This window comes from Nonomuraea sp. NPDC050383, from assembly GCF_044459125.1.
Taxonomy (GTDB): domain Bacteria; phylum Actinomycetota; class Actinomycetes; order Streptosporangiales; family Streptosporangiaceae; genus Nonomuraea.
The window spans coordinates 539,933-565,535 of the sequence record NZ_JBITIP010000003.1; the positions used below are offsets into that span (position 1 = coordinate 539,933).

23 protein-coding genes are annotated in these 25,603 nt (G+C 70.3%); 14 read left to right on the top strand and 9 right to left on the bottom strand.

Translation table 11 applies throughout. From position 1 onward, the window contains the following. Nucleotides 1-170 precede the first annotated feature (170 nt). Nucleotides 171-557, bottom strand: coding sequence for a DUF5318 family protein (locus ACIBG4_RS10875; RefSeq protein WP_397201627.1), 387 nt, complete (start codon nucleotides 555-557; stop codon nucleotides 171-173). A gap of 133 nt (nucleotides 558-690) precedes the next feature. Between ACIBG4_RS10875 and ACIBG4_RS10880 the strand changes: the two genes are divergently transcribed. Further along, nucleotides 691-1,275, top strand: a complete 585-nt coding sequence (locus ACIBG4_RS10880) for a PadR family transcriptional regulator (protein WP_355441304.1) — start codon at nucleotides 691-693, stop codon at nucleotides 1,273-1,275. Between the two features lie 13 nt (nucleotides 1,276-1,288). Beyond that, nucleotides 1,289-2,368, top strand: coding sequence for an inositol-3-phosphate synthase (locus ACIBG4_RS10885; RefSeq protein ID WP_310707784.1), 1,080 nt, complete (start codon nucleotides 1,289-1,291; stop codon nucleotides 2,366-2,368). Between the two features lie 133 nt (nucleotides 2,369-2,501). Here ACIBG4_RS10885 and idi read toward each other — a convergent pair whose 3' ends face one another. Then, nucleotides 2,502-3,095, bottom strand: a complete 594-nt coding sequence (idi, locus tag ACIBG4_RS10890; protein WP_397201628.1) for an isopentenyl-diphosphate Delta-isomerase — start codon at nucleotides 3,093-3,095, stop codon at nucleotides 2,502-2,504. A 104-nt stretch (nucleotides 3,096-3,199) separates the two neighbouring features. Between idi and ACIBG4_RS10895 the strand changes: the two genes are divergently transcribed. Continuing rightward, entirely contained in the window at nucleotides 3,200-4,489 is a 1,290-nt protein-coding gene (locus ACIBG4_RS10895; RefSeq protein ID WP_397201629.1) for an MFS transporter, read from the top strand. A 7-nt stretch (nucleotides 4,490-4,496) separates the two neighbouring features. On the opposite strand, the gene ACIBG4_RS10900 is transcribed toward ACIBG4_RS10895, so the two are convergent. After that, nucleotides 4,497-5,900, bottom strand: a complete 1,404-nt coding sequence (locus ACIBG4_RS10900; protein WP_397201723.1) for a CCA tRNA nucleotidyltransferase — start codon at nucleotides 5,898-5,900, stop codon at nucleotides 4,497-4,499. Nucleotides 5,901-6,046: 146 nt separating this feature from the next. Here ACIBG4_RS10900 and ACIBG4_RS10905 point away from each other — a divergent pair, with 146 nt between their 5' ends. The 8 genes from ACIBG4_RS10905 to trxA all read left to right on the top strand — a co-directional run bounded on the left by ACIBG4_RS10905 (nucleotide 6,047) and on the right by trxA (nucleotide 15,184). After that, on the top strand, nucleotides 6,047-6,568 hold the full coding sequence (locus ACIBG4_RS10905; RefSeq protein ID WP_397201630.1) for a YbaK/EbsC family protein: 522 nt from the start codon (nucleotides 6,047-6,049) through the stop codon (nucleotides 6,566-6,568). A gap of 47 nt (nucleotides 6,569-6,615) precedes the next feature. Beyond that, nucleotides 6,616-8,856: a DUF6049 family protein gene (locus ACIBG4_RS10910; RefSeq protein WP_397201631.1), complete on the top strand. Its 2,241-nt coding sequence runs from the start codon at nucleotides 6,616-6,618 to the stop codon at nucleotides 8,854-8,856. Continuing rightward, on the top strand, nucleotides 8,853-10,460 hold the full coding sequence (gene murJ / locus ACIBG4_RS10915; RefSeq protein ID WP_310707779.1) for a murein biosynthesis integral membrane protein MurJ: 1,608 nt from the start codon (nucleotides 8,853-8,855) through the stop codon (nucleotides 10,458-10,460). Before ACIBG4_RS10910 ends, murJ begins: the two co-directional genes overlap by 4 nt. 178 nt (nucleotides 10,461-10,638) lie before the next feature. Then, nucleotides 10,639-12,159 (top strand): protein kinase family protein, encoded by a 1,521-nt coding sequence (locus ACIBG4_RS10920; protein WP_397201632.1) that lies wholly within the window; start codon nucleotides 10,639-10,641, stop codon nucleotides 12,157-12,159. A gap of 16 nt (nucleotides 12,160-12,175) precedes the next feature. Next, on the top strand, nucleotides 12,176-12,811 hold the full coding sequence (gene sigM, locus ACIBG4_RS10925) for an RNA polymerase sigma factor SigM (RefSeq protein ID WP_355441290.1): 636 nt from the start codon (nucleotides 12,176-12,178) through the stop codon (nucleotides 12,809-12,811). Further along, on the top strand, nucleotides 12,801-13,781 hold the full coding sequence (locus ACIBG4_RS10930) for an anti-sigma factor family protein (RefSeq protein ID WP_397201633.1): 981 nt from the start codon (nucleotides 12,801-12,803) through the stop codon (nucleotides 13,779-13,781). Before sigM ends, ACIBG4_RS10930 begins: the two co-directional genes overlap by 11 nt. 143 nt (nucleotides 13,782-13,924) lie before the next feature. After that, complete coding sequence (gene trxB, locus ACIBG4_RS10935) at nucleotides 13,925-14,857, top strand: thioredoxin-disulfide reductase (protein WP_397201634.1); 933 nt, start codon at nucleotides 13,925-13,927, stop codon at nucleotides 14,855-14,857. Between the two features lie 12 nt (nucleotides 14,858-14,869). Further along, nucleotides 14,870-15,184, top strand: a complete 315-nt coding sequence (gene trxA, locus ACIBG4_RS10940) for a thioredoxin (protein ID WP_397201635.1) — start codon at nucleotides 14,870-14,872, stop codon at nucleotides 15,182-15,184. Between the two features lie 81 nt (nucleotides 15,185-15,265). Here the strand turns inward: trxA and ACIBG4_RS10945 are convergent, their stop codons facing one another. Continuing rightward, the gene (locus ACIBG4_RS10945) at nucleotides 15,266-15,883 is read right to left on the bottom strand and encodes a GNAT family N-acetyltransferase (RefSeq protein WP_310707773.1); all 618 of its coding nucleotides are present in this window, start codon (nucleotides 15,881-15,883) and stop codon (nucleotides 15,266-15,268) included. Between the two features lie 267 nt (nucleotides 15,884-16,150). On the opposite strand from ACIBG4_RS10945, the gene ACIBG4_RS10950 reads away from it, so the two are divergent. From ACIBG4_RS10950 to ACIBG4_RS10960, 3 genes are all read left to right on the top strand, one after another. Beyond that, the gene (locus ACIBG4_RS10950) at nucleotides 16,151-17,383 is read left to right on the top strand and encodes a PLP-dependent aminotransferase family protein (RefSeq protein WP_310708158.1); all 1,233 of its coding nucleotides are present in this window, start codon (nucleotides 16,151-16,153) and stop codon (nucleotides 17,381-17,383) included. Nucleotides 17,384-17,701: 318 nt separating this feature from the next. After that, the gene (locus ACIBG4_RS10955) at nucleotides 17,702-18,658 is read left to right on the top strand and encodes a D-alanine--D-alanine ligase (RefSeq protein WP_355441283.1); all 957 of its coding nucleotides are present in this window, start codon (nucleotides 17,702-17,704) and stop codon (nucleotides 18,656-18,658) included. Between the two features lie 60 nt (nucleotides 18,659-18,718). Next, on the top strand, nucleotides 18,719-19,765 hold the full coding sequence (locus ACIBG4_RS10960; RefSeq protein ID WP_397201636.1) for a threonine aldolase family protein: 1,047 nt from the start codon (nucleotides 18,719-18,721) through the stop codon (nucleotides 19,763-19,765). A 1,049-nt stretch (nucleotides 19,766-20,814) separates the two neighbouring features. On the opposite strand, the gene ACIBG4_RS10965 is transcribed toward ACIBG4_RS10960, so the two are convergent. From ACIBG4_RS10965 to yidC, 5 genes are all read right to left on the bottom strand, one after another. Then, complete coding sequence (locus tag ACIBG4_RS10965; protein WP_397201637.1) at nucleotides 20,815-21,780, bottom strand: ParB/RepB/Spo0J family partition protein; 966 nt, start codon at nucleotides 21,778-21,780, stop codon at nucleotides 20,815-20,817. Between the two features lie 358 nt (nucleotides 21,781-22,138). Continuing rightward, on the bottom strand, nucleotides 22,139-23,068 hold the full coding sequence (locus tag ACIBG4_RS10970) for a ParA family protein (protein ID WP_397201638.1): 930 nt from the start codon (nucleotides 23,066-23,068) through the stop codon (nucleotides 22,139-22,141). A 137-nt stretch (nucleotides 23,069-23,205) separates the two neighbouring features. Then, nucleotides 23,206-23,877, bottom strand: a complete 672-nt coding sequence (rsmG, locus tag ACIBG4_RS10975; protein ID WP_355441272.1) for a 16S rRNA (guanine(527)-N(7))-methyltransferase RsmG — start codon at nucleotides 23,875-23,877, stop codon at nucleotides 23,206-23,208. Between the two features lie 262 nt (nucleotides 23,878-24,139). Continuing rightward, the gene (locus ACIBG4_RS10980) at nucleotides 24,140-24,628 is read right to left on the bottom strand and encodes a R3H domain-containing nucleic acid-binding protein (protein WP_310708157.1); all 489 of its coding nucleotides are present in this window, start codon (nucleotides 24,626-24,628) and stop codon (nucleotides 24,140-24,142) included. Between the two features lie 20 nt (nucleotides 24,629-24,648). Then, complete coding sequence (gene yidC, locus ACIBG4_RS10985) at nucleotides 24,649-25,599, bottom strand: membrane protein insertase YidC (protein ID WP_310707767.1); 951 nt, start codon at nucleotides 25,597-25,599, stop codon at nucleotides 24,649-24,651. Between the last annotated feature and the right edge of the window lie 4 nt (nucleotides 25,600-25,603).

The following is a 25,603-nucleotide window of genomic DNA, read 5'->3' on the forward strand; positions in this document are numbered from 1 at the left end:
GATCCCCGGTTTGCGGTGCCTGAGCCTGGGGAACGGAACGGGATGAGCTGGAGCGACGGCGCCTCCCCGGGCGGGCCGTCCCCTCGTCGTGGCTGAAACTCAACACGTCCTCGCATCGTCGTCGGATAGCACGGCGGATCGGGCGTGCTGCTGCCTGCCGCCTTCGGTCTCTAATCTCGGCCGACGAGATCCGGCGGTCCGTTGCCGAGGACGAACGAGACCGTCAAGTGGTTCCAGGAGCAACCCTGGCAGACCTCGACCACGTGCACACGGAACTCGTCGTAATCATGGGCCATTTCGACGAGATCTGACGTCGCCTTTGCCTGACCCGCATGCCGGCCCAGGGAATCCCCGTAGACATAGGTCACGTTGGTGACGTTCTGCCTTTCGCACATCGGGCATAGGCGTTCGGTCGGTTCGCCGAAGTGCCGGGCCGCGCGAAGGAGGTACGGCTGTGCGTCACACACGTCGCCGGGCGTGCCGTGCCCGGTACGCAGGTCGCGGACCACTGCTCGCTTGGCGAGGCCGTAATCCACCACCCTTCGCTGTGACCACATGAGCGCCAGACTACGGCTTTTTGGTGATTGCTCCCAACGACTTGGCAAAGTCAGTGATTGCAGCGATATAGCGAACTGACGTATCCTCGGGATGTATCGACTTGATACATCGACGCGAGAGGGGGCGGTTCCCGTGGCCAGCGGACAGGGCAGAGTGCTGGAACTGGCCGTGCTCGGGTCGCTGCACGAAACCCCGCTCCACGGCTATGAGCTGCGCAAACGGCTCAACGCTCTGCTGGGGATGTTCCGTGCGTTCTCCTACGGGTCGCTCTACCCCTGCCTGCGATCGCTGCTCTCCCAGGGCCTCATCGCCGAGGAGCAGCCGGCTCCGGCCACGATCGTGGGCGGCCGATCGAAGATCGTCTACAAGCTGACGGCCGAGGGGAAGGAGCGGCTCCAGGAACTGCTCACCCAGGCCGGCCCGTCGGCCTGGGAGGACGAGAGCTTCGGCGTCCACTTCGCGTTCTTCAGGCACACGGAGGCCGAGGTGCGCCTGCGCATCCTCGAAGGCCGCCGCAGCCGCCTGGAGGAGCGCCTGGACAGCGTGCGCACCGCTCTGGCCCGCACCAGGGAGCGCCTCGACAGCTACACGCTGGAGCTGCAGCGTCACGGTCTCGAATCGGTCGAACGCGAGGTGCGTTGGCTGAACGAGCTGATCGCGACGGAGAGACGGGCATCACAGGAGCCCGAGAGAGATACCACGTCAACTGATGAGTAAGGGAGCGAGTGCGATGGGTTCGGTTCGCGTGGCCATTGTCGGTGTCGGCAACTGCGCGGCGTCACTGGTCCAGGGCGTCCACTACTACAAGGACGCCGACCCGGCGGTCCGGGTGCCTGGCCTGATGCACGTGAAGTTCGGCGACTACCACGTGGGCGACGTCGAGTTCGTCGCCGCCTTCGACGTGGACGCCAAGAAGGTCGGCCGTGACCTCTCCGAGGCGATCGTCGCCAGCGAGAACAACACGATCAAGATCGCGGACGTCCCGCCGACGGGGGTGGTCGTGCAGCGCGGCCACACCTTCGACGGTCTGGGCGAGTACTACCGGGAGATCGTCGACGAGTCCGACGAGGAGCCGGTCGACGTCGTCAAGGTGCTGCGCGACAACCAGGTGGACGTCCTCGTCTCCTACCTGCCGGTGGGCTCCGAGGAGGCCGACCGGTTCTACGCGCAGTGCGCGATCGACGCCAAGGTCGCCTTCGTCAACGCGCTGCCCGTCTTCATCGCCTCCGACCCCGAGTGGGCCGAGAAGTTCACGCAGGCGGGTGTGCCGATCGTCGGCGACGACATCAAGTCGCAGGTCGGCGCCACCATCACGCATCGCGTCATGGCCAAGCTGTTCGAGGACCGCGGGGTCGAGCTGCTGCGCACGTACCAGCTCAACTTCGGCGGCAACATGGACTTCATGAACATGCTGGAGCGCAAGCGGCTCCAGTCGAAGAAGATCTCCAAGACGCAGTCGGTCACCTCGCAGATCCCGCACGAGATGCGCAAGGCCGACGTGCACATCGGCCCGTCGGACCACGTGCCGTGGCTCGACGACCGCAAGTGGGCCTACGTCCGCCTGGAGGGCCGCTCGTTCGGCGACACCCCGCTCAACCTGGAGTACAAGCTCGAGGTCTGGGACTCGCCGAACTCGGCCGGCATCATCATCGACGCGGTGCGCGCCGCCAAGATCGCCCTGGACCGGGGCATCGGCGGCCCGATCCTCAGCGCGTCGTCCTACTTCATGAAGTCGCCGCCCGTGCAGTACTCCGACGACGAGGCGCGCGACTACGTCGAGAAGTACATCCGCGGCGAGGTCGAAAGATAGGCATCCGCCACGGCACAGCCGAGGAGGGCCCGGTCGCCGCACGCGGCTGAGGGCCTCCAGGGAGACGGCGGCTGACCCGCACAGGGTCGGCCGCCGTCACGGCGCCTGGTGGGCCGTCGCCGGGGTCGAGGCGTCAGCCGGTGGTGACCCGGGCCGCGGGGGGCAGCTCGGCCTCGGCGGCCGTGGGCCAGGCCATCGGGTCGGGGCCCAGGCCGACCAGGAGCGGCACCTGTTCGGCGCACCACGGCGAGATGGCCAGCTCGCCCGTCAGCACGCGCGCGGCGAACTCCTGCCACGGCATCCACTGGGTCTCTCCCACCTCCTCCGGGTTGAGCACCGCCGGGGTCTCGGCCGTGACGCGGTAGACGGGGCACAGCTCGTGCTCGACGATGCCGTTGCCCATGACCGCCCGATAGGCGAACGTGGGCAGCATCAGGTCGGCGCGCTCCACGGCCAGGCCCAGCTCGTAGGAGAGCCTGCGGGTGACGGCGTGGTCGAGCGGCTCGCCCGGCAGCGGGTGGCCGCAGCAGCTGTTGGTCCACACGCCGGGCCAGGTCAGCTTGTGGTCGGCGCGCCTGGTCAGCAGCACGCGACCGTCGCGGTCGAAGACGTAGCTGGAGAAGGCCAGATGGAGCGGCGTCTCCCGGCCGTGCACCGACATCTTGGGCGCGGTGCCGACCGCGCGGCCCTCGCCGTCGACCAGCACCACCAGTTCATCAGTCGTCACGCTACGAAGCGTACGTGATCATGTCGGCGGGCAGAACCTGGTTCGCGCACCTGCTGCGCCAACTCTCGCGCCTGAGACGTCCTGGGCGGGACTAGGCTGACTGCGTGTCGTTCGTCGCCGATCTCCGGATAGTCCTGCAGGGCCGTGACTTCCGCCGGCTCTTCGGCACGCGGCTGGTCTCGCAGTTCTCCGACGGGATCTTCCAGTTCGGCGTGGCCGGGTTCGCCTTCTTCAGCCCGGAGAAGCAGACCACCGCGCTGGCCGTGGCCGCCGGACTCGCCGTGCTGTTGCTGCCGTACAGCGTGCTGGGGCCGTTCGTCGGCGTCTTCATCGACCGGTGGTCGCGGCGGCAGATCCTGGTGATCGCGCCCCTCGTGCGCGGCGGGCTGCTGCTGGCCGCGGCGGCGCTCGTCGCGGCCGGCGCGCCGGAGCCGGTGTTCTACGCCGCGGCGCTCGGCGTCCTGGCGGTCAACCGGTTCTTCCTGGCCGCGCTGGGCGCGTCCCTGCCGCACGTGGTGCCGGTGGAGCGGCTGATGGCCGCCAACGCCGTCACGCCCACCTCCGGCACCGTCGTGACGTTCGTGGGCGCCGGGGTGGGGTTCGTGCTGCGCGAGGCGCTCGGCGGCGGCGCGTTCGGCACGGCGGTGCTGCTCCTCGTCTCGGGCGTCGTGTTCGGGCTGAGCGCCCTGATCGCGCGCACGATGGAGCGCTCGCTGCTCGGCCCCTCCTACGCCCCCGACCGGCCGCAGGCGAGCCAGGCGGTCAGGAACGTGGTCGCCGGCCTCGTGGACGGCGCCCGTCACCTGGCGCGCCACCGCAGGGCCGCCGCCACGATGGGCGCGATGGCCGCGCACCGGTTCCTGTACGGCATGGCGACCGCGCTCGGCATCATCCTGTACCGCTACTACTTCACCGACGGCGACCCCGACGCGGCCCTGCGCGGCATCAGCGTGGTGGTGGCCACCTCCGGCGTGGGCTACTTCCTCGCCGTCCTCATCACGCCGTGGGCCACGGAGCGCTTCACGATGGAGCGGTGGGTGCCGATGGCGCTGGCCGCGGCCGGCGTGCTCACGGCGCCGGTCATCATGCCGTTCCAGGAGTGGGGGCTCCCGGTGGCCGGGTTCGTGCTCGGCATCGCCGGCCAGAGCGTCAAGATCTGCGCCGACACCGCCGTGCAGCGCGACGTCGAGGACGCCTACCTGGGCCGCGCCTTCTCGATCTACGACATGCTCTTCAACGGCATGTACGTGCTGGCCGCGGCGCTGTCGGCGGCCATCCTGCCGGCCGACGGCAAGTCCTACCTCACCGCGGCGATCATCTCGGCGGGCTATCCGGTGGCCGCGCTGGCCTACCGCCTGATCGTGCGGCCCCCGGTGCCCACGCCCTCGCCCTGACCGGCCGTCAGGAGCCGATCAGGTCGTTGTCGCGGGCCCACTCCAGCAGCGCCTCGGTGGCCGCCTCGGTGCCGATGACGCCCTTGTCCAGGCGCAGCTCCAGCAGGAATTTGTAAGCCTGGCCCACCACCGGTCCCGGGCCGACGCCGAGGATCCGCTGGATGTCGTTGCCGTCGAGCTCCGGCCGGATCTTGGCCAGCTCCTCCTCGTCGGCCAGCCGGGCGATGCGCTCCTCCAGCTGGTCGTAGGTGCGCGACAGCGCCGCCGCCTTGCGCTTGTTGCGGGTCGTGCAGTCGGCCCGGGTGAGCTTGTGCAGACGGGTGAGCAGGTGGCCGGCGTCGCGCACGTAGCGGCGCACGGCGCTGTCGGTCCACTCGCCCGTGCCGTAGCCGTGGAAGCGCAGGTGGAGCTCCACCAGCCGCGACACGTCGGCCACGACGTCCTTGGGGAAGCGCAGCTCGGCCATGCGCTTCTTGGTCAGCTGGGCGCCGACCACCTCGTGGTGGTGGAAGGAGACCCGGCCGCCGGGCTCGTGGCGGCGTGTCTTGGGCTTGCCGATGTCGTGCAGGAGCGCCGCCCAGCGCAGGATGCGGTCGGCCCGGCCGTCCTCCTCCTGGGCGATCGCCTGGTCGAGCACGGTCAGGGTGTGCTCGTAGACGTCCTTGTGCCGGTGGTGCTCGTCGATCTCCAGGCGCAGCCGGGGCAGCTCGGGCAGGACGTGGTCGGCGAGCCCGGTGTCGACCAGCAGGCGCAGGCCCTCGCGGGGCCGGGCGCCGCAGATCAGCTTGTCCAGCTCGTCGCGGATCCGCTCGGCCGAGACGATCTCGATGCGCCCGGCCATGGAGGTCATCGCCTCCACGGCGGCGTCGTCCACGGCGAAGCCGAGCTGGGAGGCGAACCGCGCGGCGCGCAGCATGCGCAGCGGGTCGTCGCCGAAGGACCGCTCCGGGGGGCCCGGCGTGCGCATCCTCCTGGCCGCCAGGTCGGTCAGGCCACCGTACGGGTCGACGAACTCGTGGCCGGGCAGGCGCACGGCCATCGCGTTGACCGCGAAGTCGCGCCGCTCCAGGTCGGCCTCCAGCGTCTCGCCGTACATGACCTCGGGCTTGCGCGACTTGGGGTCGTAGGACTCGCTCCGGTACGTCGTGATCTCGATCAGCCAGCCGCCCTTGCGCACTCCGACGGTGCCGAAGTCGATGCCGATGGTCCACACCGAGTCGGCCCAGTCGCGTACGAGGGACAGCACGCGCTCGGGGTGGGCGTCGGTGGTGAGGTCGAGGTCGTTGCCGGTGCGGCCGAGCAGCATGTCGCGCACCGGGCCGCCCACGAGGGCCAGCTCGTGCCCCTGGTCGGCGAACAGGCGGCCGAGCTCGTCGGCGACGGGGGCGATCTTGCGGAACAGGTCGCTCATGGCCCGCTGCTGGTTGTCGGTCAGATTTGAGTCGGACAAGCTGGGTAGGTCCTTCGATTCCGGAACATATCCCCCGGGCCACATGAGGTCCGGGTTACCGTCGGTCAAGAGGACCGTCGGGGGCCAAGGAACGAAGGAGCGTGTTCATGAAGGACGCCCTCGCGATCCACCGCTGGCTCCTCGCACACCAGGTCCATCATGAGATCGTACGCCTTCCGCGTCCCATCACCACCGCGGACGAGCTGCCCGAGACGATCTCCGCCGCGCCCGAGAGGTGTGTCGCGGTCACGGTGTTCGAGGCCACGACGAGGCTCGGGCACGAGGTCGTCGCCGTCGTCTCCTCGGTCGCCGCGCCGCCGCGGCCCGGGGCGGTCGGCGGCCTGCTGGGGGCGCGTGACGTGCGACACGCCCCCGCGTTCCTGGTCAACTCCGCCACCGACTACGCCGCCGGCCTGGTGTGCCCGCTGCTGCTGCCGCGCCGGCTCCCGCTGCTCATCGACGACCGGCTCAGCTCCGACGGGGAGCCGATCTTCATGGCCAGCGGCGAACGACACACCGCGGTGCGCATGCGCGCCCTTGACCTGCAGTCCCTCCTGTCCGGCAAGACCGTGGACCTCAGGATTCCCATGCCCAGGGGACCACGTGAGGCGATCGCGTTGCGGCACTGAGCCCGTACCATTGCGGGCGTGCGCCGTACTCCAGCCCGGGCGGACGCGTGATCCGTAAGGCCACGCTGCTCGCCGTCGTCTCCGCCGCGTTGCTCGCGCCCCTGGGCGTGGTGACGCCGGGCGCTGCTGCCGCGAGGACGACGACCGCCTCGGCGCCCGCCCAGGCATCCGCCCAGGCCGCCCGCCAGGGGCTGGCCCTCATCGTGTCCTCCATCACACCCGACTGGGCCAAGGGCGCCGCCGACGAGATCAAGATTTCCGGCACCCTGCGCAACGACACCGGCACCGCCCTGACCGGCCTGCTCGTACGGCTGCGCTACTCGCCGCAGCCGCTCGCCGACCGGGCGGCCGTCGAGGCCTACCAGGCCGACCTGAGCGACCCGCAGACCCCGGGCAACGTCTCCGGGAGGTCCGCCATGACGATCGCGTCGCTGGCGGCGGGCGCCTCGACCCCGTGGGAGATCACGCTGACCCCGGCGCAGCTCGCCGCTCCGGGCACGCCCCGCTTCGGCGTCTACCCGATCGCGATCGAGGTCCAGCAGCTCGGCTGGCGGCAGCTCGCCGTCCAGCGCACGTTCATCACGTACGCGCCCCCGCAGCCCAAGCCGGTGCGCAACAAGCTGGCCGTCGCCCTCCCGCTGATCGACCAGCCGCACCGCGCCGACGACCCGAACTTCGCCGACGACAAGCTGGGCCCGGCGCTGACCGGCAAGGGCCGGCTCGCCGACCTCCTCCGCATCGCCAAGGCCGCGCCCGAGAGCGTCACCTGGTTCCTCGACCCCGCCCTGCTCGACGACGTGACCGCCATGTCCAAGCCATACACGGTCAGCACCAAGGACGGCCCGGTCAAGAAGCCCGCCGACAGCGCCGCCGCGCAGTGGCTCACCGACCTGCGCGAGGCCCTGGCCGACTCCCCCGTCGTGGCCACCCCGTACGCCGACCCCGACGTGGCCGCGCTGGCTCACAAGGGGTTCGACACGCAGGTCGGCCGGGCGATCGAGCTGGGCGGGCAGAAGGCCACCCAGCTCCTCAGGCCCGAGGTGTCGACCTCGATCAACTGGCCGGCCTCCGGACTGCTCGACGCCGACGCGCTGGACCTGCTGGCCGTCGGCAAGCCCGGCGTCGCCCAGGTGCGCAAGGTCCTGCTCAACTCCACCAACCTGCCGCCGCAGGGTCAGCAGCAGCCGGGAACGGAGACGACGCAGCAGGCGGCCTTCGCGCCCGGAGCCGTCACTCCCGACGCCGCGGCCACGCTGTACAGCGTCGCCGGGCCCGTCACGGCGCTCGTCGCCGACCCCGCGCTCAGCCGGCTCTTCGAGCCCGGCGGCGGCGCCGGCTCGGTGCTGCTGAGCCGCCAGCGCTTCATCGCCGAGACCGCGATGATCTCCGCCGAGCCCGGGCAGACGACCCCTCGCTCGCTGGTCGTCGCGCCCTCCCGCCGCTGGGACCCCAACCCCACGCTGGTCTCCGCCCTGCTCAAGACCGCGAAGAGCCTGCCGTGGCTGACGCTCACCCCGCTCGACTCGGTCAAGCCGGCCAAGGCCAAGACGGTCCAGACCGGCCAGTCGGCACAGCCGGCGCGCGCCGGCCTCACCTACACCGATCAGGACCGCAAGGAAGAGCTCGGCGCCAAGTACCTCACGCCGATCAAGGACATCGCCCGCAAGGCCGACCTCACCTCGCTCATCACCACCGACAAGCCGCCGTCGGCGTTCGACGCGGCCGTGCTGCGGCTGACGTCCTCCGCCTGGCGCAACCAGACGCGGGCCGGGCGCGCGGCGGCCGAGCTGGTCGCCGACGCCGTGGACGACCGGATGGACATGATCACGATCACCGGCGCCGACCCCGACCGGCCGCGCACCCTCGCCGGGTCCGACGGCGTCGTGCCGATCAGCGTCAAGAACTCCCTGCCGGTCGAGGTGACGGTCGACGTCCGCGTCGTCTCCAACAACCACAAGCTGCTGAAGGTCGTCGACGTCCAGGAGCCCCGGCGGCTGGTGATCGGCGGCAACGGCCAGAGCGGCACCCTCCCCGTCGCGATGCAGGCGACGCCCGGCGTCAGCGGCGACTCCGCCGTGACCGTCCAGCTCCTCACCTCCGACGGGAAGCCGTACGGCAAGCCGGTGAAGCTCATCATCCGCACCACCGGCTACACCGGCATCGCCCTGGTGATCGTCGGCGCGGCGCTGACGGTCATGCTCGCCGCGGTCGTGACGCGGGTCCTCAGGCGCAGATCGCAGCGACGGCTCGAACGGGCCGCCAAGAGTCGGGAAAGTGAGACCGTATGAGCCGCATGCTCCGGGCCAGCGCCGTCATGGCCGCGGGGACCATGGTGTCGAGGGTCACGGGCTTCGTGCGCACCATGGTGCTGGCCATCGCGATCGGCACCGCCGGCATGGGCGACGCCTACAACGCGGCCTACTCCATCCCGTACAGCATCCTCGACCTGCTGCTGCTCGGCGTCCTGAGCAGCGTCGTCGTGCCGATGATCGTCCGGGCGCAGAAGCAGGACCCCGACGGCGGTCGCGCCTACGAGCAGCGCCTGCTGAGCCTGTCCGCGGTCGCGCTGGCCGTCGTCGCGGTGATCGCCGTGCTGGCCGCGCCGCTGCTCATCGACCTCTACACCACGGGCTGGAGCGGGCGTAAGTTCGACGTCGCGGTGACGCTGGCCCGCTTCATCCTGCCGCAGCTCGCCTTCTTCGGCGTCGGCGCGGTGGCGGGCGCCATCCTCAACACCCGCGACCGCTTCGCGGCCCCCATGTGGGCGCCCGTGCTCAACAACGTCGTGGTCATCTGCGTGCTGCTCGCCTACGTGGTCGTGGTGGGCGACGCGGGCGACGACATCGGCCGCGTCACCGACGGGCAGCTCGCCCTGCTGGGCCTCGGCACCACCGCGGGCATCGTGGCCCAGGCGGTCGTCCTGATCGTGGCGCTGCGGCGGGCCGGGTTCGAGTTCGTGCCCCGCTTCGACCTGCGCAACGCCCGGCTCGGCGAGATGGGCCGGGCGGGCGCGTGGACCATCGGCTACGTGGTGGTCACCCAGCTCGGCTTCATGCTGACCACCAACCTGGCCAGCTCCGCGGGCGACTCCGTCTCCGGCCACGGCATCAGCCCCTACACCTACGCCTTCCAGCTCTTCCAGCTCCCGTACGGCATCATCGGGGTCTCGGTGATCACGGCGATGCTGCCGCGCATGAGCCGCGCGGTGAGCGAGGGCCGGTTCGGCGACGTGCGCAGCGAGTTCGCCTCCAGCGTGCGGCTCATCGGCTCCATCATGGTCCCGGTGTCGCTGCTGCTCATGGTGCTCGGCCCGGCCATCACCGTGCCGATCTACGCGCACGGGTCCGTGCCGCTCCAGGACGCCGTCTACATCGGCAACGTCCTGCAGGTGTACGGCCTGGCCCTGGTGCCGTTCGCGATCTTCCAGCTCCTGCTGCGCGTCTTCTACAGCTTCGGCGACACCCGGACCCCGGTGTACGTGGGTGCGGCCACGACCGTGGTCAACGCGCTGCTCATGTGGATCATGTATCAGGTGCTCCCGTATGCCTACACGGTGATGGGGCTGGCCTTCGCCTACGCCGTCGCGTACGCTCTCGGGGCGGTGGCCGCCTGGTGGCTGGCCTCCCGGCGGGTGCACGGGCTGGGCGGCTGGCAGATCGGCATGGCCATGACCCGGATGTACCTCGCCGCTCTGCCCACGGCCGTGCTGGCGCTGGCCGTGGTGTGGCTGGTCCAGCTCGCGTTCGGCGGGCTGAGCTTCCTCACCTCGGTGATCATCCTGGTGGTCGGCGGGGGCGTGGGCATGCTGCTGTACCTCGCCGTGGCCCACCGTATGCGCATCCCCGAGGTCAACTCGATCGTGGGGATGGTTGCCGGGCGGTTGGGCCGGTAAGGAAGCCGGCAAGGAATCACGGGCGGAACCGGCGCGGCACTACCATGGTGCCCACACGCGCGAATGGAAGCAGGAGGGGCGTGGGCGGATCCACCCGGCATAGCGTGCCTACGTGGGACACGACCACGCAGGCCACCCGAGTCATGAGCACGCCCGATCAGCCGAGCGGAGTGAGTCAGTGAGCACGTCGGCGGTCGAACCCGGCACTCGTCTCGCCCAACGCTTCCGTCTCGAGGACCGGGTCACCGAGTCCGACGGCGCCACTCTGTGGAAGGCCATCGACGAGATCCTCGCCCGCCCCGTCGCCGTCCACACCTTCTCCGCCGACTTCCCCCGCGTCCACGAGGTCGTCACCGCCGCCCGGGCCGCCAGCCGGCTGACCGACCCGCGGCTGACGCAGGTGTTCGACGCGGCCGAGGAGGAGGACTACTCCTACGTCGTGAGCGAGTGGGTCACCGGTGAGACCCTGTCCGACCTGGTCGCGGCCGGCCCGATGGACCCGGAGCGGGCAGCGGGGCTGGTGGCCGAGGCTGCCGAGGCCCTCGCGCACGCCCACGAGGCCGGCCTGTACCACCTGTGCCTGCGCCCGTCCCACCTGGTGTGGACGACCGGCAACACCGTCAAGGTGCTGGGCGTCGCCGTCGACGCGGCCCTGTCGGGGCTCACCACCGACCAGCCCGCCCTGGACGACGCCGAGGGCCTGGGCCGGCTGCTGTACGCGGGTCTGACCGGCCACTGGCCGGGCGACGAGGAGGAGGGCGGCCTGCCGCCCGCCCCCATGACCGACGGCCACGTCTGCACGCCACGCCAGGTCACCGCCGGAGTGCCGAGCTACCTCGACACCGTCACGGTCAAGGCGTGCCTGCCCGAGTCGCGCAAGGGCCACGGCGCCCTGAACAGCCCGGCGGCCGTGGCCGAGGCGCTGGCGGGCGTCGCGCGGCCGATGCCGATCCCCATCGACTACAACGCCGCTCCGCCCTCGGTGACGGTCACCTCGCCGTCGGAGGGCCTCGACACCGACGTGCGGCCCCCGCGGCCCCAGCCGCCGATCCAGCACCTGACCGTCCCGCAGCGCGGGAGCTCCCAGCGCGGCGGGATGGTCAACCGCGTGCTCATGACGGTCGTGGTGCTGCTCGTCATCGCCGCGGTCGGCGTCGGCGCGTGGACGATCGGCCGCAGCCTGGGCAGCGGCAAGGGCGGCTCGGAGGCGCAGGGCACGCCCTCGGCGACCTCGGCGTCCGTCACCGCGGCCCCGCAGGCGGTCAAGCCGAAGAGGGCGATCGCGTTCGACCCCCTGGGCGACAAGGAGGAGAACACCGGCGCCGAGCTGGCGATCGACGGCAAGCCCAGCACGTTCTGGAAGACCGACAACTACAACACCGCCGAGCTGGGCAACCTCAAGGAGGGCGTCGGCCTGCTGCTCGACATGGGCAAGCCGGTGCAGATCAGCGACGTGGTGGCCACGCTGTCCGGCGCGAGCGGGGCGAGCGTGGAGCTCAAGGTGGGCGACGCGGCCGATCTCTCGGCGCTGAAGACCGTCACCAAGCAGAAGGGCGCCTCGGGGAAGGTCACGCTGAAGCCCGATCAAGCGACCACCGGGCAGTACGTTCTGATCTGGTTTACGCGGCTTCCGGCAGATGCGGGCGGCTTTCATGGCACCATCTATGAGGTAATGGTCCACTCCTCCGGATCGGCATAAACCAGGAATCCCTCTTGTGAACTCCCCACCCGAGACACCCTCATCAGCGGAGCGGCCGGCGATCACTGACGCCGCGCTGCTGACCGCGCACATCGACGGGGATCCACACGCGTTCAGCGAGATCGTCAAGAGGCACCGAGACCGCATGTGGGCGGTCGCCCTGCGCACGCTCGGCGACCCCGACGAAGCGGCCGACGCCGTGCAGGACGCGTTCGTGTCCGCCTATCGCAAGGCGGGCTCGTTCCGCGGCGAGGCGGCCGTCACCACCTGGCTCCACCGCATCGTCGTCAACGCCTGCCTCGACCGGATGCGCCGCAAGTCCATCCGGCCGGTCGCGGACGACGAGCTCATCGAGGCCGCCGAGCGCGAGACGCCCCTGCCCGACCACACGGTCGAGCGGGAGGTCTCGATGGAGGTCTCTGCCGCGCTGAAACGGCTCCCGGCCGACCAGCGGGCGGCTCTCGTGCTCGTCGACATGATGGGTTATTCGGTCGAAGACGCAGCTCAGGTGCTCGGCGTGCCCAGCGGCACCGTCAAGAGCCGATGCGCCCGAGGCCGGGCGAAGCTTGCCCCGATTCTTTCGCATCTGCGGAACCGTTCGGACCTCGGTCGCGTCTCATCCGGGAAGGGAGCAGAACTTCGTGACGGGTGATACGCACTACGATCTGGAGATCCTCGCCGAGTTGGCAGAGGGCCTCCTGGACGCCGGCACGGCCCGCCAGGTCCGCGACCATCTCGCGGTATGCGACCCATGTGGGGAGCTCCTGGCAGACCTGGCAGCGGTTCGCGAGGTGCTCGCGGCTACCCCTACACCGGCCATGCCGATGGGAGTCGCACTGCGCATCGACAAGGCGCTCGCCGCCGAGGCGCTCGCCGCCGAGGCCGAGCAGCGGCGCGGGGGCGTGGACCTCGCCGAGGCACCGGACTGGGACAAGCTCATGCGGGACGCTCCATGGGAGCAGCCCGCCGAGGTCAGCGAGCCGGTCCGCCTCAGGCCCGCAGCGCGCCTGGCGCCGGAGCCGGTCCACACGGTCCCCTCCTACGAGGAGCCGGCCCACGCGGCGGAGGCCGAGGAGACCGTACGGCTCGGAGTGGTCGCCGACGACGGGACCATCGTCCCGGCGCGGCGGGTGGCCCGACGCCGCCGGTGGGCCATGCCGGCGGTCGCGGCCGCTGCCGCGGCGGCCGTCGTGGGCGGCGTCGTCGTCTCCGGCAACCTGCTCGTGGCCAGTGGCGGCGGTTCGGGCTCCAGCCGGCAGGTGGCGGCCCAGCCGGCCCCCGCCCCGACCAAGGAGGTGGCGAAGGCCAGGCCGTACGCGCTGACCGACAGCGGCCACAACTACAGCGACGGCGAGCTGCGGCAGCGCCTGGGGGGCTTCCTGGCCCCCGCTCCGATCGTGGCAGGCGTCACGGCCGACACCAACAAGGTGGCGACGTGCGTCAATCAGGTCGCCGGCCGTACCAAGCTGAAGATCTTCGCGGTCGACCAGGGTCAGTACAACGGCCAGGAGGCCGTGATCGTGGTGTCCCGGCGGGACGAGACGGCCAAGCGCATCCGCGTCGACGTCGTCGATCCGTTCCACTGCAAGAACCTGCGCAAGCCGAAGATCGGCCGCTGGTGACCTGTCGATCGTGAGCACACGTCAGAGCCCGCTTCGGCGGGCTCTTTCGTTTGATCCGGGCGTCGCGGGCAGGGGTGGGAATCTCCGCGGCCTAGGATCTGTTGACGCCACTGGCAAAAACAGACGAGGAAGGCGTGGGAGCGTTGAGCGACGTTCGTAACGTGATCATCATCGGGTCCGGGCCCGCTGGCTACACCGCGGCCGTCTACTCCGCGCGCGCCGAGCTCAACCCGCTGGTCTTCGAGGGCTCCGTCACCGCCGGTGGCGCCCTGATGAACACCACCGACGTGGAGAACTTCCCGGGGTTCCCCGACGGCATCATGGGCCCCGACCTGATGGACAACCTGCGCAAGCAGGCCGAGCGGTTCGGCGCCGAGCTGATGGCCGACGACGTGGTCGAGGTCGACCTCGAAGCCAACCCCAAGGTCATCAAGACCTACACCGACACCTACTACGCGAAGTCGGTCATCCTGGCGATGGGTTCGCGCTACCGCGAGCTGGGCCTGGAGAACGAGAAGCGGCTGTCCGGCCGGGGCGTCTCCTGGTGTGCCACCTGTGACGGCTTCTTCTTCCGCAACAAGGACATCGTGGTGGTCGGCGGTGGTGACACCGCGATGGAGGAGGCCACGTTCCTGACGCGGTTCGGCCGCATGGTGACGGTCGTCCACCGCCGTGACCAGCTCCGCGCCAGCAAGATCATGCAGGAGCGGGCGCTCGCCAACGACAAGATCCGCTTCGTCTGGGACAGCGAGGTCGTGGACGTCCTCGGCGAGTCCAGGGTCGAGGCCGTCAAGCTGCGCAACGTGAAGACCGGTGAGGAGAGCGAGCTCGCCACCGACGCCCTCTTCCTCGCGATCGGCCACGACCCGCGCACCGAGCTGGTCAAGGGCCAGATCGACCTCGACGACGAGGGCTACGTCAAGGTCGCCTCCCCCAGCACCCAGACGAACATCGACGGCGTGTTCGCCGCCGGCGACGTCGTCGACCACACCTACCGTCAGGCCATCACCGCGGCCGGCACCGGCTGCTCGGCGTCGCTCGACTCCGAGCGCTGGCTCGCCGCACACGAAAGTTAAGGAGCGCACACCGTGAAGGCAGTAACCGACGCCACGTTCGATGCCGACGTCCTGAAGAGCGACAAGCCCGTTCTGGTCGACTTCTGGGCCGAGTGGTGCGGCCCGTGCCGTCAGGTCGCGCCCATCCTCGAAGAGATCGCCAAGGAGCACGGCGACAAGCTGGAGATCGTCAAGCTCAACATCGACGAGAACCCCAACGTGCCGCGCGACTACGGCGTGCTGCAGATCCCGACCATGAACGTCTTCAAGAACGGCGAGGTGGTCAAGCAGATCATCGGCGCCAAGCCGAAGGCCATGCTGCTGCGCGAGCTCGACGGCATCATCTGAGGCTCCGCGACCCGCTGTACCGATGACGAAGGCCCTCCGCTCACGCGGGGGGCCTTCCGGTTGTACGGGGCCAGAAGTGGCTCAGACGGGGCGAAGGGCCCGTTCCGGGCTCATGGAGCCGAGGAGCCGCTCCAGCGCCACCTCGACGTCCTCGCGCCACGACACGGCCGTCTTCAGCTCCAGCCGTAGCCGGGGGAACCGCAGATGCGGCCGTACCGTCTTGAACCCGACCGAGAGCAGGTAGTCGGCCGGCACCACGCAGCTCGGCTCCTCCCACTTCAGGTCGCCGAACGCCTCGATGGCCTTGACGCCCCGCCGGGTCAGGTCCTTGGCCATGCCCTGGATCAGCATCCGCCCCAGGCCGCCGCCCGAGAACTCGGGGATGATGTGCGCCGTCATCAGCAGCACCGCGTCCGCGCTGACCGGCGAGGTGGGGAAGGCGAGGGAGCGCGGGGTGTAGAGCGGCGGGCTGTACAGGACGAACCCGGCGGGCACCCCGTCGACGTACACGATCTTCCCGCAGCTGCCCCACTCCAGCAGGGTGGCGGAGATCCACGCCTCTTTCTCCAGCGCGGGGTCTCCCGAGTCGACCGCGCGCTCGCCGCCGAGAGGGTCGAGCTCCCAGAACACGCACCGCCTGCAACGGCGCGGCAGATCGTCAAGATTGTCCAGGGTGATGTTGACCAGCCGGCGCGACAACTACGGCCCCAATCGTTGACCCGGAAAAGCCCGCGAAAACCGCGTCCCCAGCTGGCATCGTAGCTCAGTGGGACGCCGTCAGCGGGTACCACGGCGTCCAGCCCGGTCACGGGCGACATGCCCGACTGGCGTAATCTGTTGTTCCAGGTCTATCTGACACCGAGGAGGTGGACCGTGACAGAAGAGCTCAATCACGGTCAGACACCCGCGATCCATGGATCGCGCATCGACGCCTACGTCGACCGGTACGCCGCGCGAGCTACCGGGATGGTCGCCTCCGAGATCCGAGCTCTCTTCGCCGTCGCGTCGAGACCAGAGGTGGTCTCGCTCGCCGGCGGCATGCCGTACGTCACGGCCCTCCCCCTCGACATGGTCGGCGAGCTCGTCTCCGACCTGGTCACCAGGCGTGGCCCGGTGGCTCTGCAGTACGGCTCCGGCCAGGGCGATCCGCACCTGCGCGAGCAGATCTGCGAGGTCATGCGGCTGGAGGGGATTCAGGCCGGGGCGGACGACGTCGTCGTCACCGTGGGTTCGCAGCAGGCGCTCGACCTGATCACCCGCATCTTCATCGACCCCGGCGACGTGGTGCTGGCCGAGGGCCCGTCCTACGTGGGCGCCCTCGGGACCTTCGCCGCGTACGAGGCCAAGGTGGTGCACGTCGCCATGGACGACCAGGGCATCGTGCCCGAGTCGCTGGCGCAGACCATCTACGCCCTGGAGACCGCCGGGGCGCCGATCAAGTTCCTCTACACGATCCCGACGTTCCACAACCCCGGCGGCGTCACGCTCAACGTGGCCCGCCGCCAGCAGGTGCTCGACATCTGCCAGCGGGCCGGCGTGCTCATCGTCGAGGACAACCCGTACGGGCTGCTCGGCTTCGACGGCGAGCCGATGCGCGCCCTGCGCGCGGACAACGCCGACGGGGTGGTCTACCTCGGGTCGTTCTCCAAGACGCTCGCGCCCGGGTTCCGCGTCGGCTGGGCGCTCGCCCCGCACGCCATCCGCGACAAGCTCATCCTGGCCATGGAGTCGGCCGTCCTGTCGCACTCGTCGTTCACGCAGCTCGCCGTCGGCCAGTACCTGGCCACGCAGCCATGGCGGGAGCAGATCAAGTCGTTCAGGGAGCTGTACCGGGAGCGCCGTGACGCGCTGCTGGAGGCCCTGGGGGCGCTCATGCCACCCGAGGTCACCTGGACGCGGCCGGGAGGCGGGTTCTTCGTCTGGGCGTCGCTGCCCGAGGGGCTCGACTCCAAGGCCATCCTGCCGCGCGCGGTGGCGGAGCGGGTGGCCTTCGTGCCCGGCACGGGATTCTTCTCGGACGGGAGCGGGGCGCGCAACATGCGCCTGTCGTACTGCTACCCGGAGCCGGACCGCATCCGGGAGGGCGTGCGACGGCTCTCCGGGGTGATCGAGCAGGAGATCCAGCTGCGCGACACGTTCGGCACGGGGTCCACGCGTGGGCACGCGGGCGTCGACACACCGGGGCCCGACCTGGCCTGAGGCTCCCCCTCACGCCTGCTCTTCGTTCCCCTGCACTCGTACCCGTACGGGCCGGTGTCCCCGCGCGGACGCCGGCCCGTACGGTCCCGTCTCGGTGCGGGCTCGCTGTATGGCGTGTGCTGTGCGATCTCACGGCAGTGACCGCACCGCATGCATTCCCCGCAGCCCTCCGCCTGTCAGCACCGCACCGTGGCCCGGACCGGGCGGCACACCGAACGACTGGATGACGCCACGCGGTCGGCCGGTGCCGCCCGCCGTGCACCAGGGCTGCCCGCCGCCGGTACGGTTGGACAGCGTGCCATCAGCGGAGGAGATGTGATGAGCGATCTGGGCCACGTGCTCGTGCTGGCCGGGGGCCTCTCGTACGAGCGTGAGGTGTCCCTGCGCTCGGGCCGCCGCGTGAGCGAGGTGCTACGCGCGGCGGGCATCGACGTGGAGACCCGCGACACCGACGCGTCGCTCGTGCCCTCCATTCTCGCCGATCCGCCGGACGCCGTCTTCGTCACGCTGCACGGAGGCGCCGGCGAGGACGGCGCGATCCGTTCGGTGCTGGAGCTGCTCGGCGTGCCGTACGTCGGCGCGGACCCCGACGCGTGCCGGGTGGCCTTCGACAAGCCCACCGCCAAGGGGGTCGTCCGCTCTGTCGGGCTGCGGACGCCGCAGTCCGTCACGCTGCCGAAGGAGACCTTCCACGACCTGGGCGCCACGGCCGTGCTCGGGCGCATCGTGGAGCGGCTCGGCCTCCCTCTCTTCGTCAAGCCCGCCCGGGGCGGCTCCGCGCTGGGCGCCTCGTTCGTGCGCACCGCCGAGGAGCTGCCCGCCGCGATGGTGGGCTGCTTCGCCTACGGCGACACCGCGCTGATCGAGCGGTACGTGGAAGGAGTGGAGGTGGCGGTCTCCGTGGTCGACCTCGGGCACGGTCCCGTGGCGCTGCCGCCGGTCGAGATCGTTCCGGACGCCGGGGTCTACGACTACGCGGCCCGCTACACGGCAGGGCACACCGAGTTCTTCGCCCCGGCCCGCCTCACGCCCGACGCCGCGGCCGCCTGCGCCGAGGCGGCCGTGAAGGCTCACACCGCGCTGGGACTGCGCGACATCTCCCGGACCGATCTCATCGTGGACGCCTCGGGACAGCCGCACTTCCTGGAGGTCAACGTCGCGCCCGGCATGACCGAGACGAGCCTCCTGCCGATGGCGGCAGAGGCGGCGGGTCAGGATTTGGGCGACCTCTGCCTCATCCTGCTCCGCCACGCGGCCGGCCGCGCCCAGGGCTGACCGCCGCCGAGCGGCCTTCCGCGAGGAGGGCGGCTCGGCATACATCAGTAGCCTTGGCATGTGCTGATCGATTCCATCTATCCCAAGAGCTTCGCCAGCGACAACCACGCCGGCGTGCATCCGGCCGTCCTCGACGCCATGACGGCCGCCAACGACGGCGACGCCCCCGCGTACGGAGGCGACCGATGGACCGAGAACTTCGAGCGTCAGGTCAAGGAAGTGTTCGGCGGCGAGGCGGAGGGGTTCGCCGTGTTCAACGGCGCCGGGGCCAACATGGTCGGGCTGGCCCTCATGCTGGGCCGCTACGACGCCGTCATCTGCCCGGAGACCGCGCACATCGCCACGCATGAGACCGGCGCGGCGGAGCGGCTGCTGGGGGTCAAGCTCATCACCGTCCCGACGGAGGACGGCAAGCTGCGCCCGCACCACATCACCAGCCGTCTGGGTGTCCTGGGCCTCCCCCACGAGCCGCAGCCGCGCGTCGTCTCCGTCTCCCAGGTGACCGAGCTCGGCACCTGCTACTCCCCCGACGAGCTCGCCGCGCTCGCCCGCGTCGCGCACGACTCGGGGATGCGTCTGCACGTGGACGGCGCCCGGCTGGCGAACGCCGCCGCGTACCTGGAGTGCGACCTTCGGACCATCACGACGGACGCCGGCGTGGACGTCTTCAGCTTCGGCGGCACCAAGAACGGCGCGCTGGCGGCCGAGGCGGTGGTCGTCCTGGACCCGTCCCTGGCGCACGCCGTGCCGTTCCTGCAGCGGCAGTCGCTGCAGCTCGCCTCCAAGATGCGGTACGTCTCGGCGCAGCTCTCGGCTCTGCTGACGGACGAGCTGTGGCGCCGCAACGCCGCCCACGCGAACGCCATGGCCGCCCGCCTGGCTGCCGGGATCGAGGGACTGCCGGGGGTTTCACTGGCCTACCCGCCTCAGAGCAACGCCGTCTTCGCCGCCCTGCCGAAGAACGCGGCCGCCGCGTTGCTGGGGCGCTACCTCTTCCACCACTGGGACGAGGACGCGGGGGTGGTCCGCTGGATGACCGCCTTCGACACCACGCCGGAACAGGTGGACGATTTCCTGGTCGACATCCGCAAGGCGGTCGGTGCCTGAGGGTGCTCGATGGGCGCCCTCCCCCGCTTGTGTTGTCTCACTCCCATGTTTCACGTGAAACGGCGTCGCTGAACTGGCATCACTGGACTGGCATCACTGGACTGGCGTCGCTGGACTGGCGTGCTGATCGCGCTTCTTCTGGCTCGCCTCTGCTCGGCGGGCACTGTTTCACGTGAAACAGTGCCCGCCTGCGGCCTTGGTTTCACGTGGAACGGGTGGCCGGGCGACGTGGTTTCACGTGAAACACGGCGAACGCCGAGCCACCGGGAACAGGCTCACACCGCCCGGCAGGGTGCTTCGCCGACACCCCGGAGGCCAGACCGCGCGATTGGGTGCAGCGAAGCAGCAAGGCCGCACGGTGGAGAGCCGCGCACTGAGGTCGGCCGATGAGGGTGCACATGGAGAGCGCGGGCGTAGCGTGCACTGGGCGGGAGCGTGCACTGGGCGGGAGCGTGCACTGGGCGGGAGCGTGCACTGAGCGGGCGCCCGCCGGGCGCGGGCGCTGAGGAGGCGCAGGAGGGGTGCGCAGCCGGAGGGCACGTTGCCGGCAGGGAGCCGCGCAGTGGGGGCGGCAGCGTCAGAAGAGCAGCGGTCACGGGGTCTCCGGTCACGACCTGACAGGCGATGAGCCTTCGCTGCCCAGCGATCAGCGACCCAGGACCGGCGACCGGCGTCGGCGACCGGTGGCCGGGAGGCCGGTGACCGGGCGGACGGGCGACTGGCCACCGGCGACCGGCCAGGAGAGCAACCGACGACAAGCTTGAGCGCCAGGCAACGAGACCAAGCGGGGACGATGACGGCGGGCACCAGGAGCCAGCCGGCAGGGGCAGCCTGAGCGACGAGATGGTGTGGCTTCAGACAGGCGACGGCGTAAGTCCGCGGTAGTGATAGGCGAAACAGCCGACGCCAGGCCGCTGGGGTGACAGGTGGTACAGGCGGCGCCAGACCGCTGTGGTGAATGGGTGGTACGGGCGACGGCGTCCAGCCGCTGTGGTTTCACGTGAAACAGGGCGGCGCTCAGGGCGGCGTTGTTTCACGTGAAACAGGGGTCAGGCGTCGGCTTCCCGCATGGCGCGGGCGGCCTCAGGAGCCATGGTGCCGATGATGCGCTCCAGGTCGTCGATCGTGGCGAACTCCACCACGATCCGCCCCTTGCGTCGGCCCAGGTCCACCTTGACCTTCGTCTCGAAGTGGTCCGAGAGGCGGTCGGCGAGGTGGGTGAGGCCGGGGGCGGTGGGCCGGTTGGTGGGGCGGCGCTCGCGGGTGGGCTTGGGGGCCGCCGTCGCACCGCCGAGCGCGACGATCTCCTCGACCGCCCGAACCGACAGCAGCTCGGCGACGATCCGGTCCGCCAGCCGGGTCTGCTCCGCCGCACTGTCGAGACCCAGCAGGGCGCGGGCGTGCCCGGCGCTGATGGTGCCGGCCGCCACCCGGAGCTGCACCTCGGGCGGGAGGTTGAGCAGGCGCAGGGTGTTCGTGATGTGGGAGCGGGAGCGGCCGACCTTCTGGGCGAGCTGCTCGTGCGTCGCCCTGAAGTCGTCCAGGAGCTGCTGGTAGGCGGCGGCCTCTTCGAGGGGGTTGAGCTGCTCGCGCTGGAGGTTCTCGATGAGGGCGTCGCGGAGGAGGTCGTCGTCCTGGGTGTTGCGCACGATCGCCGGCACCGGGTCGAGCCCCGCCAGCCTGGAGGCACGCCAACGCCGCTCCCCCATGATCAGCTCGTACTCGCCACCGCCGACCGAGCGGACGACGATCGGCTGCAGCAGACCCACCTCGCGGATGGAGGCCGCCAGCTCTTCCAGCCGCTCCTCGTCGAAGACGTCACGTGGCTGCCGGGGGTTCGGCACGATGGCTTTGAGGGGGATCTCCCTGAAATACGCCCCGGCGATCGGCAGAGGGCCGCTCTCGGTGGTCGTGCCGTTGGCGGGGGCCGACTCCGTCCCCGTACCGTCACCGATGGGACCGGTCGGGATGAGCGCCCCGAGTCCCTTGCCCAGTCCCCGCCGCTGCTGACTCACTGCGTCTCCTCCACCCGGCCGAATCCGGTCACTCCAGGAGAGGTTACCGGTGCCGACGCGGCCCGGTGTGTCCTCGCCACACGCCGTTGTTCCTGATTTACACCTGGCGAGCCGGGCCCCGGGCATGACAAGGCGGACACGTGGCGAGCCCATACCGGCGTCACCTGCCGAGCCGCAGCGGTGGTGGTCACCTGCCGAGCGTCCCGGCCGACTCCGCCACAGCCGCTCTCCCAAGTCCACGTGGCGAGTCCCGCTCGCTGCGCGCGGGCGTGCCACAGGCGCCGCCGCCGGCGTTGCTCGGGTTCCGGTGGGAAGTTCTCCTCCGTAACCGGCGCCTCCCGCCGGTTCGGTCGAGGGGCTACACCACGACGTGGTGGGCGATCTCTCTGGCCGCGTCCATGTACGCCATGGCGCCGCTCGAACCCGGGTCGTACGTCATGACCGACTGCCCGTAGCTGGGCGCCTCCGACAGGCGGACGCTGCGCGGGATCACGGTGTTGAGGACCGTCTCGCCGAAGTGCGCCCGGACCTCCTCCGCCACCTGCGACGCCAGGCGCGTGCGCCCGTCGTACATGGTGAGGACGATCGTCGACAGCCGCAGCGTCGGGTTGAGGTGCGCCTTGATCAGGTCGACGTTGCGCAGGAGCTGGCCGAGGCCCTCCAGGGCGTAGTACTCGCACTGGATGGGAATCATGACCTCGTCCGCGGCCACCAGCGCGTTGACCGTCAGCAGGCCGAGCGACGGCGGGCAGTCGATGATGATGTAGTCCAGCTCGGCGGTGTACGCGCTGAACGCACGGCGCAGGCGCGCCTCGCGGGCCACCAGCGAGACCAGCTCGATCTCCGCGCCGGCCAGGTCGATCGTGGCAGGCGCACAGTACAGGCCCGGCATGTCGGGTACCTGCTTCACGATGTCGGCCATCGGGAGGTCGTCCACCAGGACCTGGTACACGTCGGGGACGTCACCGCGGTGCTCGGTGGCCAGCGCCGTCGAGGCGTTGCCCTGAGGGTCAAGATCAACGACCAGGACGCGCTGGCCGTTCATGGAGAGCGCCGCCGCGATGTTGACGGACGTCGTGGTCTTGCCGACGCCGCCCTTCTGGTTGGCAACCGCGATCACTCTGCACTTCGACGGGCGGGGCCACGTACTCTCACTGCCGCCGGGAGCGTCCTCGGCCTGGCTGGCCGCCTGAGTCGCAGATGTTTCACGTGAAACCACGGAGCTGAGCGCCTCTCGTACCAAAGGGGAATCGCCGGGGTTCAGTGGGGTCTGGGTCACGATGGCCATCCTTTCAACCCGTGGTGGGCCGGTGTCGGGAATTCGCTGCGGCGACACGCCCAATTCGGGCCAGCCCACGCCCGTGGGACTTTCGGCCAGAGGACCGTCGGGCCAGCCAAGACCGCTTGACGCGACTGGCACCACCGTCACCTCCTTCGTCGCCGCCTGGCAACCTCCGGCGAGCGACCTGCTACCACCCGGACCAGTGTCGCAGGCGGCTCGACCTTACCGCGCCCGACTGTGACAAGCTCAGCCGTCCTCGCTCCAACGGCCCGGAGCTGTGGCTCGGCCTCGGCGAGCTCCTCGGCGGCGCGCTCCCCCTTCATGGCGATCAGCTCGCCGCCTTCGCGCAGGAGCGGCATGGCCCACTTCAGCAGCCGGTCCAGCGGCGCGACCGCGCGAGCGCTCGCCACGTCGAACACCCGTTTGCCCGCCAGCTCCTCCGCCCGGCCGCGCACCACCTCGACGTTGCTCAGCTTCAGCGCCTCGACGCACTCCTCCAGGAAGACGGTGCGGCGCAGCAACGGCTCCAGGAGGGAGACCTGAACGTCCTGCCGGACGATCGCCAGCACCAGTCCGGGCAGCCCGGCGCCGGAGCCGATGTCGACCAGGCTGACGTCCTCGGGCACGGCCTCGGCGACGACGGCGCAGTTGAGCAGGTGACGGTCCCAGATGCGCGGCACCTCGCGCGGGCCCAGCAGGCCGCGCACGACGCCCGGCCCGGCCAGGAGCTCGGCGAACGTGTTCGCCCGGTCCCATGCCTCGCCGGTGAAGACGTCCCGTGCGATGCCGGGCGGAGCGGGTAGCTCATCGCTCACTGGTAGGTGGCCCTTTCTCGGGGTGGTGACGGATGACCTCTGCGGCGGTCCGCGGGCGGTGTCGAGTCAAGGCTAGCCACCTTCTTGAGTGCGGCTCGTACGAGACGTCACTGGGAGACGACCGAACCACCCCGCCGGGCGCCCCGCGCTTCCGTACGGGGTCGCGTACCTCCCAAGACGGGCGAAAAGAGGGAGACATGCGAACGGCCGCCAGCCCGCGCGTGGCGGGGCTGGCGGCCGGACTGGTGCACGGGGCCGGGAGTCAGGCGGGGAAGACCACCACGTACCGCTGAGGCTCCTCGCCCTCGGACTCGCTGCGGAGCCCGGCGGCGGCCACAGCGTCGTGGACGATCTTGCGCTCGAACGGGGTCATGGGGCTCAGCGACTTGGGCTCGCCCTTCTCCCGGACCTGGTGGGCGACCTCGCTGCCCAGCTTGGTCAGCTCGGCGCGGCGGCGCTCGCGGTAGCCGGCGACGTCGAGCATGAGGCGCGACCGCTCCCCGGTCTGCCGGTGCACGGCCAGGCGGGTGAGCTCCTGGAGCGCCTCCAGCACCTCGCCCTCAGGTCCGACGAGTTCGTTGCCCTTGAGCCCGACGACGGAGACGAGGGCACGGTCGCCCTCGACGTCCATGTCGATGTCGCCGTCGATGTCGGCGATGTCGAGAAGGCCCTCGATGTAGTCGGCCGCGATCTCGCCCTCCTGCTCGAGCGCGTTGAGATCAGGAGCCTTCTCCTGCTCGGCCTCAGTCATGACCGCCCTCTCCTTCGTGTTCACGACTTCTTGCTGCCGGTTCGCTTGCTGCGGGGCTGGCGGGTGGGCTGCTGTCTGACGATCTTAGGCTCGGGCGGAGCGGGGGGCGCCTGTTCTTCGGGAGTGGTGCCACGGATCTTGGAGATGAGCCCCTGCTTGGGCTGGACGGGGATGACGTTGCCCTTGGCGTCGTACTGCGGCATGGGGTGCCGGCTGTAGAACCAGTGCTGCTGGCCGAGCGTCCACAGGTTGGTGGTGACCCAGTAAAGGATCAGGCCGAGCGGGAAGTTCAGGCTGAAGAAGGCGAACAGCGGCGAGATGTACATGAGGATCTTCTGCTGCTGCGCCATGGGGTTGTCCGGCATCTGGGCCATGGAGCGGCCGACGCTCTGCCGGACGGTGAGGAACGTGGTCAGCGAGCTGATCGCCACGAAGATCCCCAGCACGATCTTGGTCTGGATGACCGTCGCGTCGAAGCCCTGGATCTGCGCCTCGGACATGAAGAAGCTGGCGGGCAGCGGCGCGCCGAAGATGTGCGCGGACCGGGCGCTGTCGACGAGCTCCTGCGTCATGCCGTAGACGGGCCGGCCGTCGGCCATCGCCCGCAGCACGGTGAACATGGAGATGAAGATCGGGAACTGCGCGACGACAGGCAGGCAGCCGCCGAGAGGGTTGGCGCCCTGCCCTTGGTACAGCGCCATGACCTCCTGGTTCATGCGCTGCTTGTCGTTCTTGTACCGCTTACGCAGCTCCGCGACCTTGGGAGCCAGCTCCTGCATCTTCCGTGACGAGCGCATCTGCTTGAGGAACAGGGGGAAGATCAGGATCCTCATGCACACGGTCAGCGTGATGATGGTCAGCGCCCAGGTCAGCCCGCCGTCCGGGTTGAGGACTGTGCTGTATCCCGTATGGATCCAGATGATGACGTGGGCTACGGCTTCATAGAGCCAGCTCAGCCAGGACAGCTCCACCGAG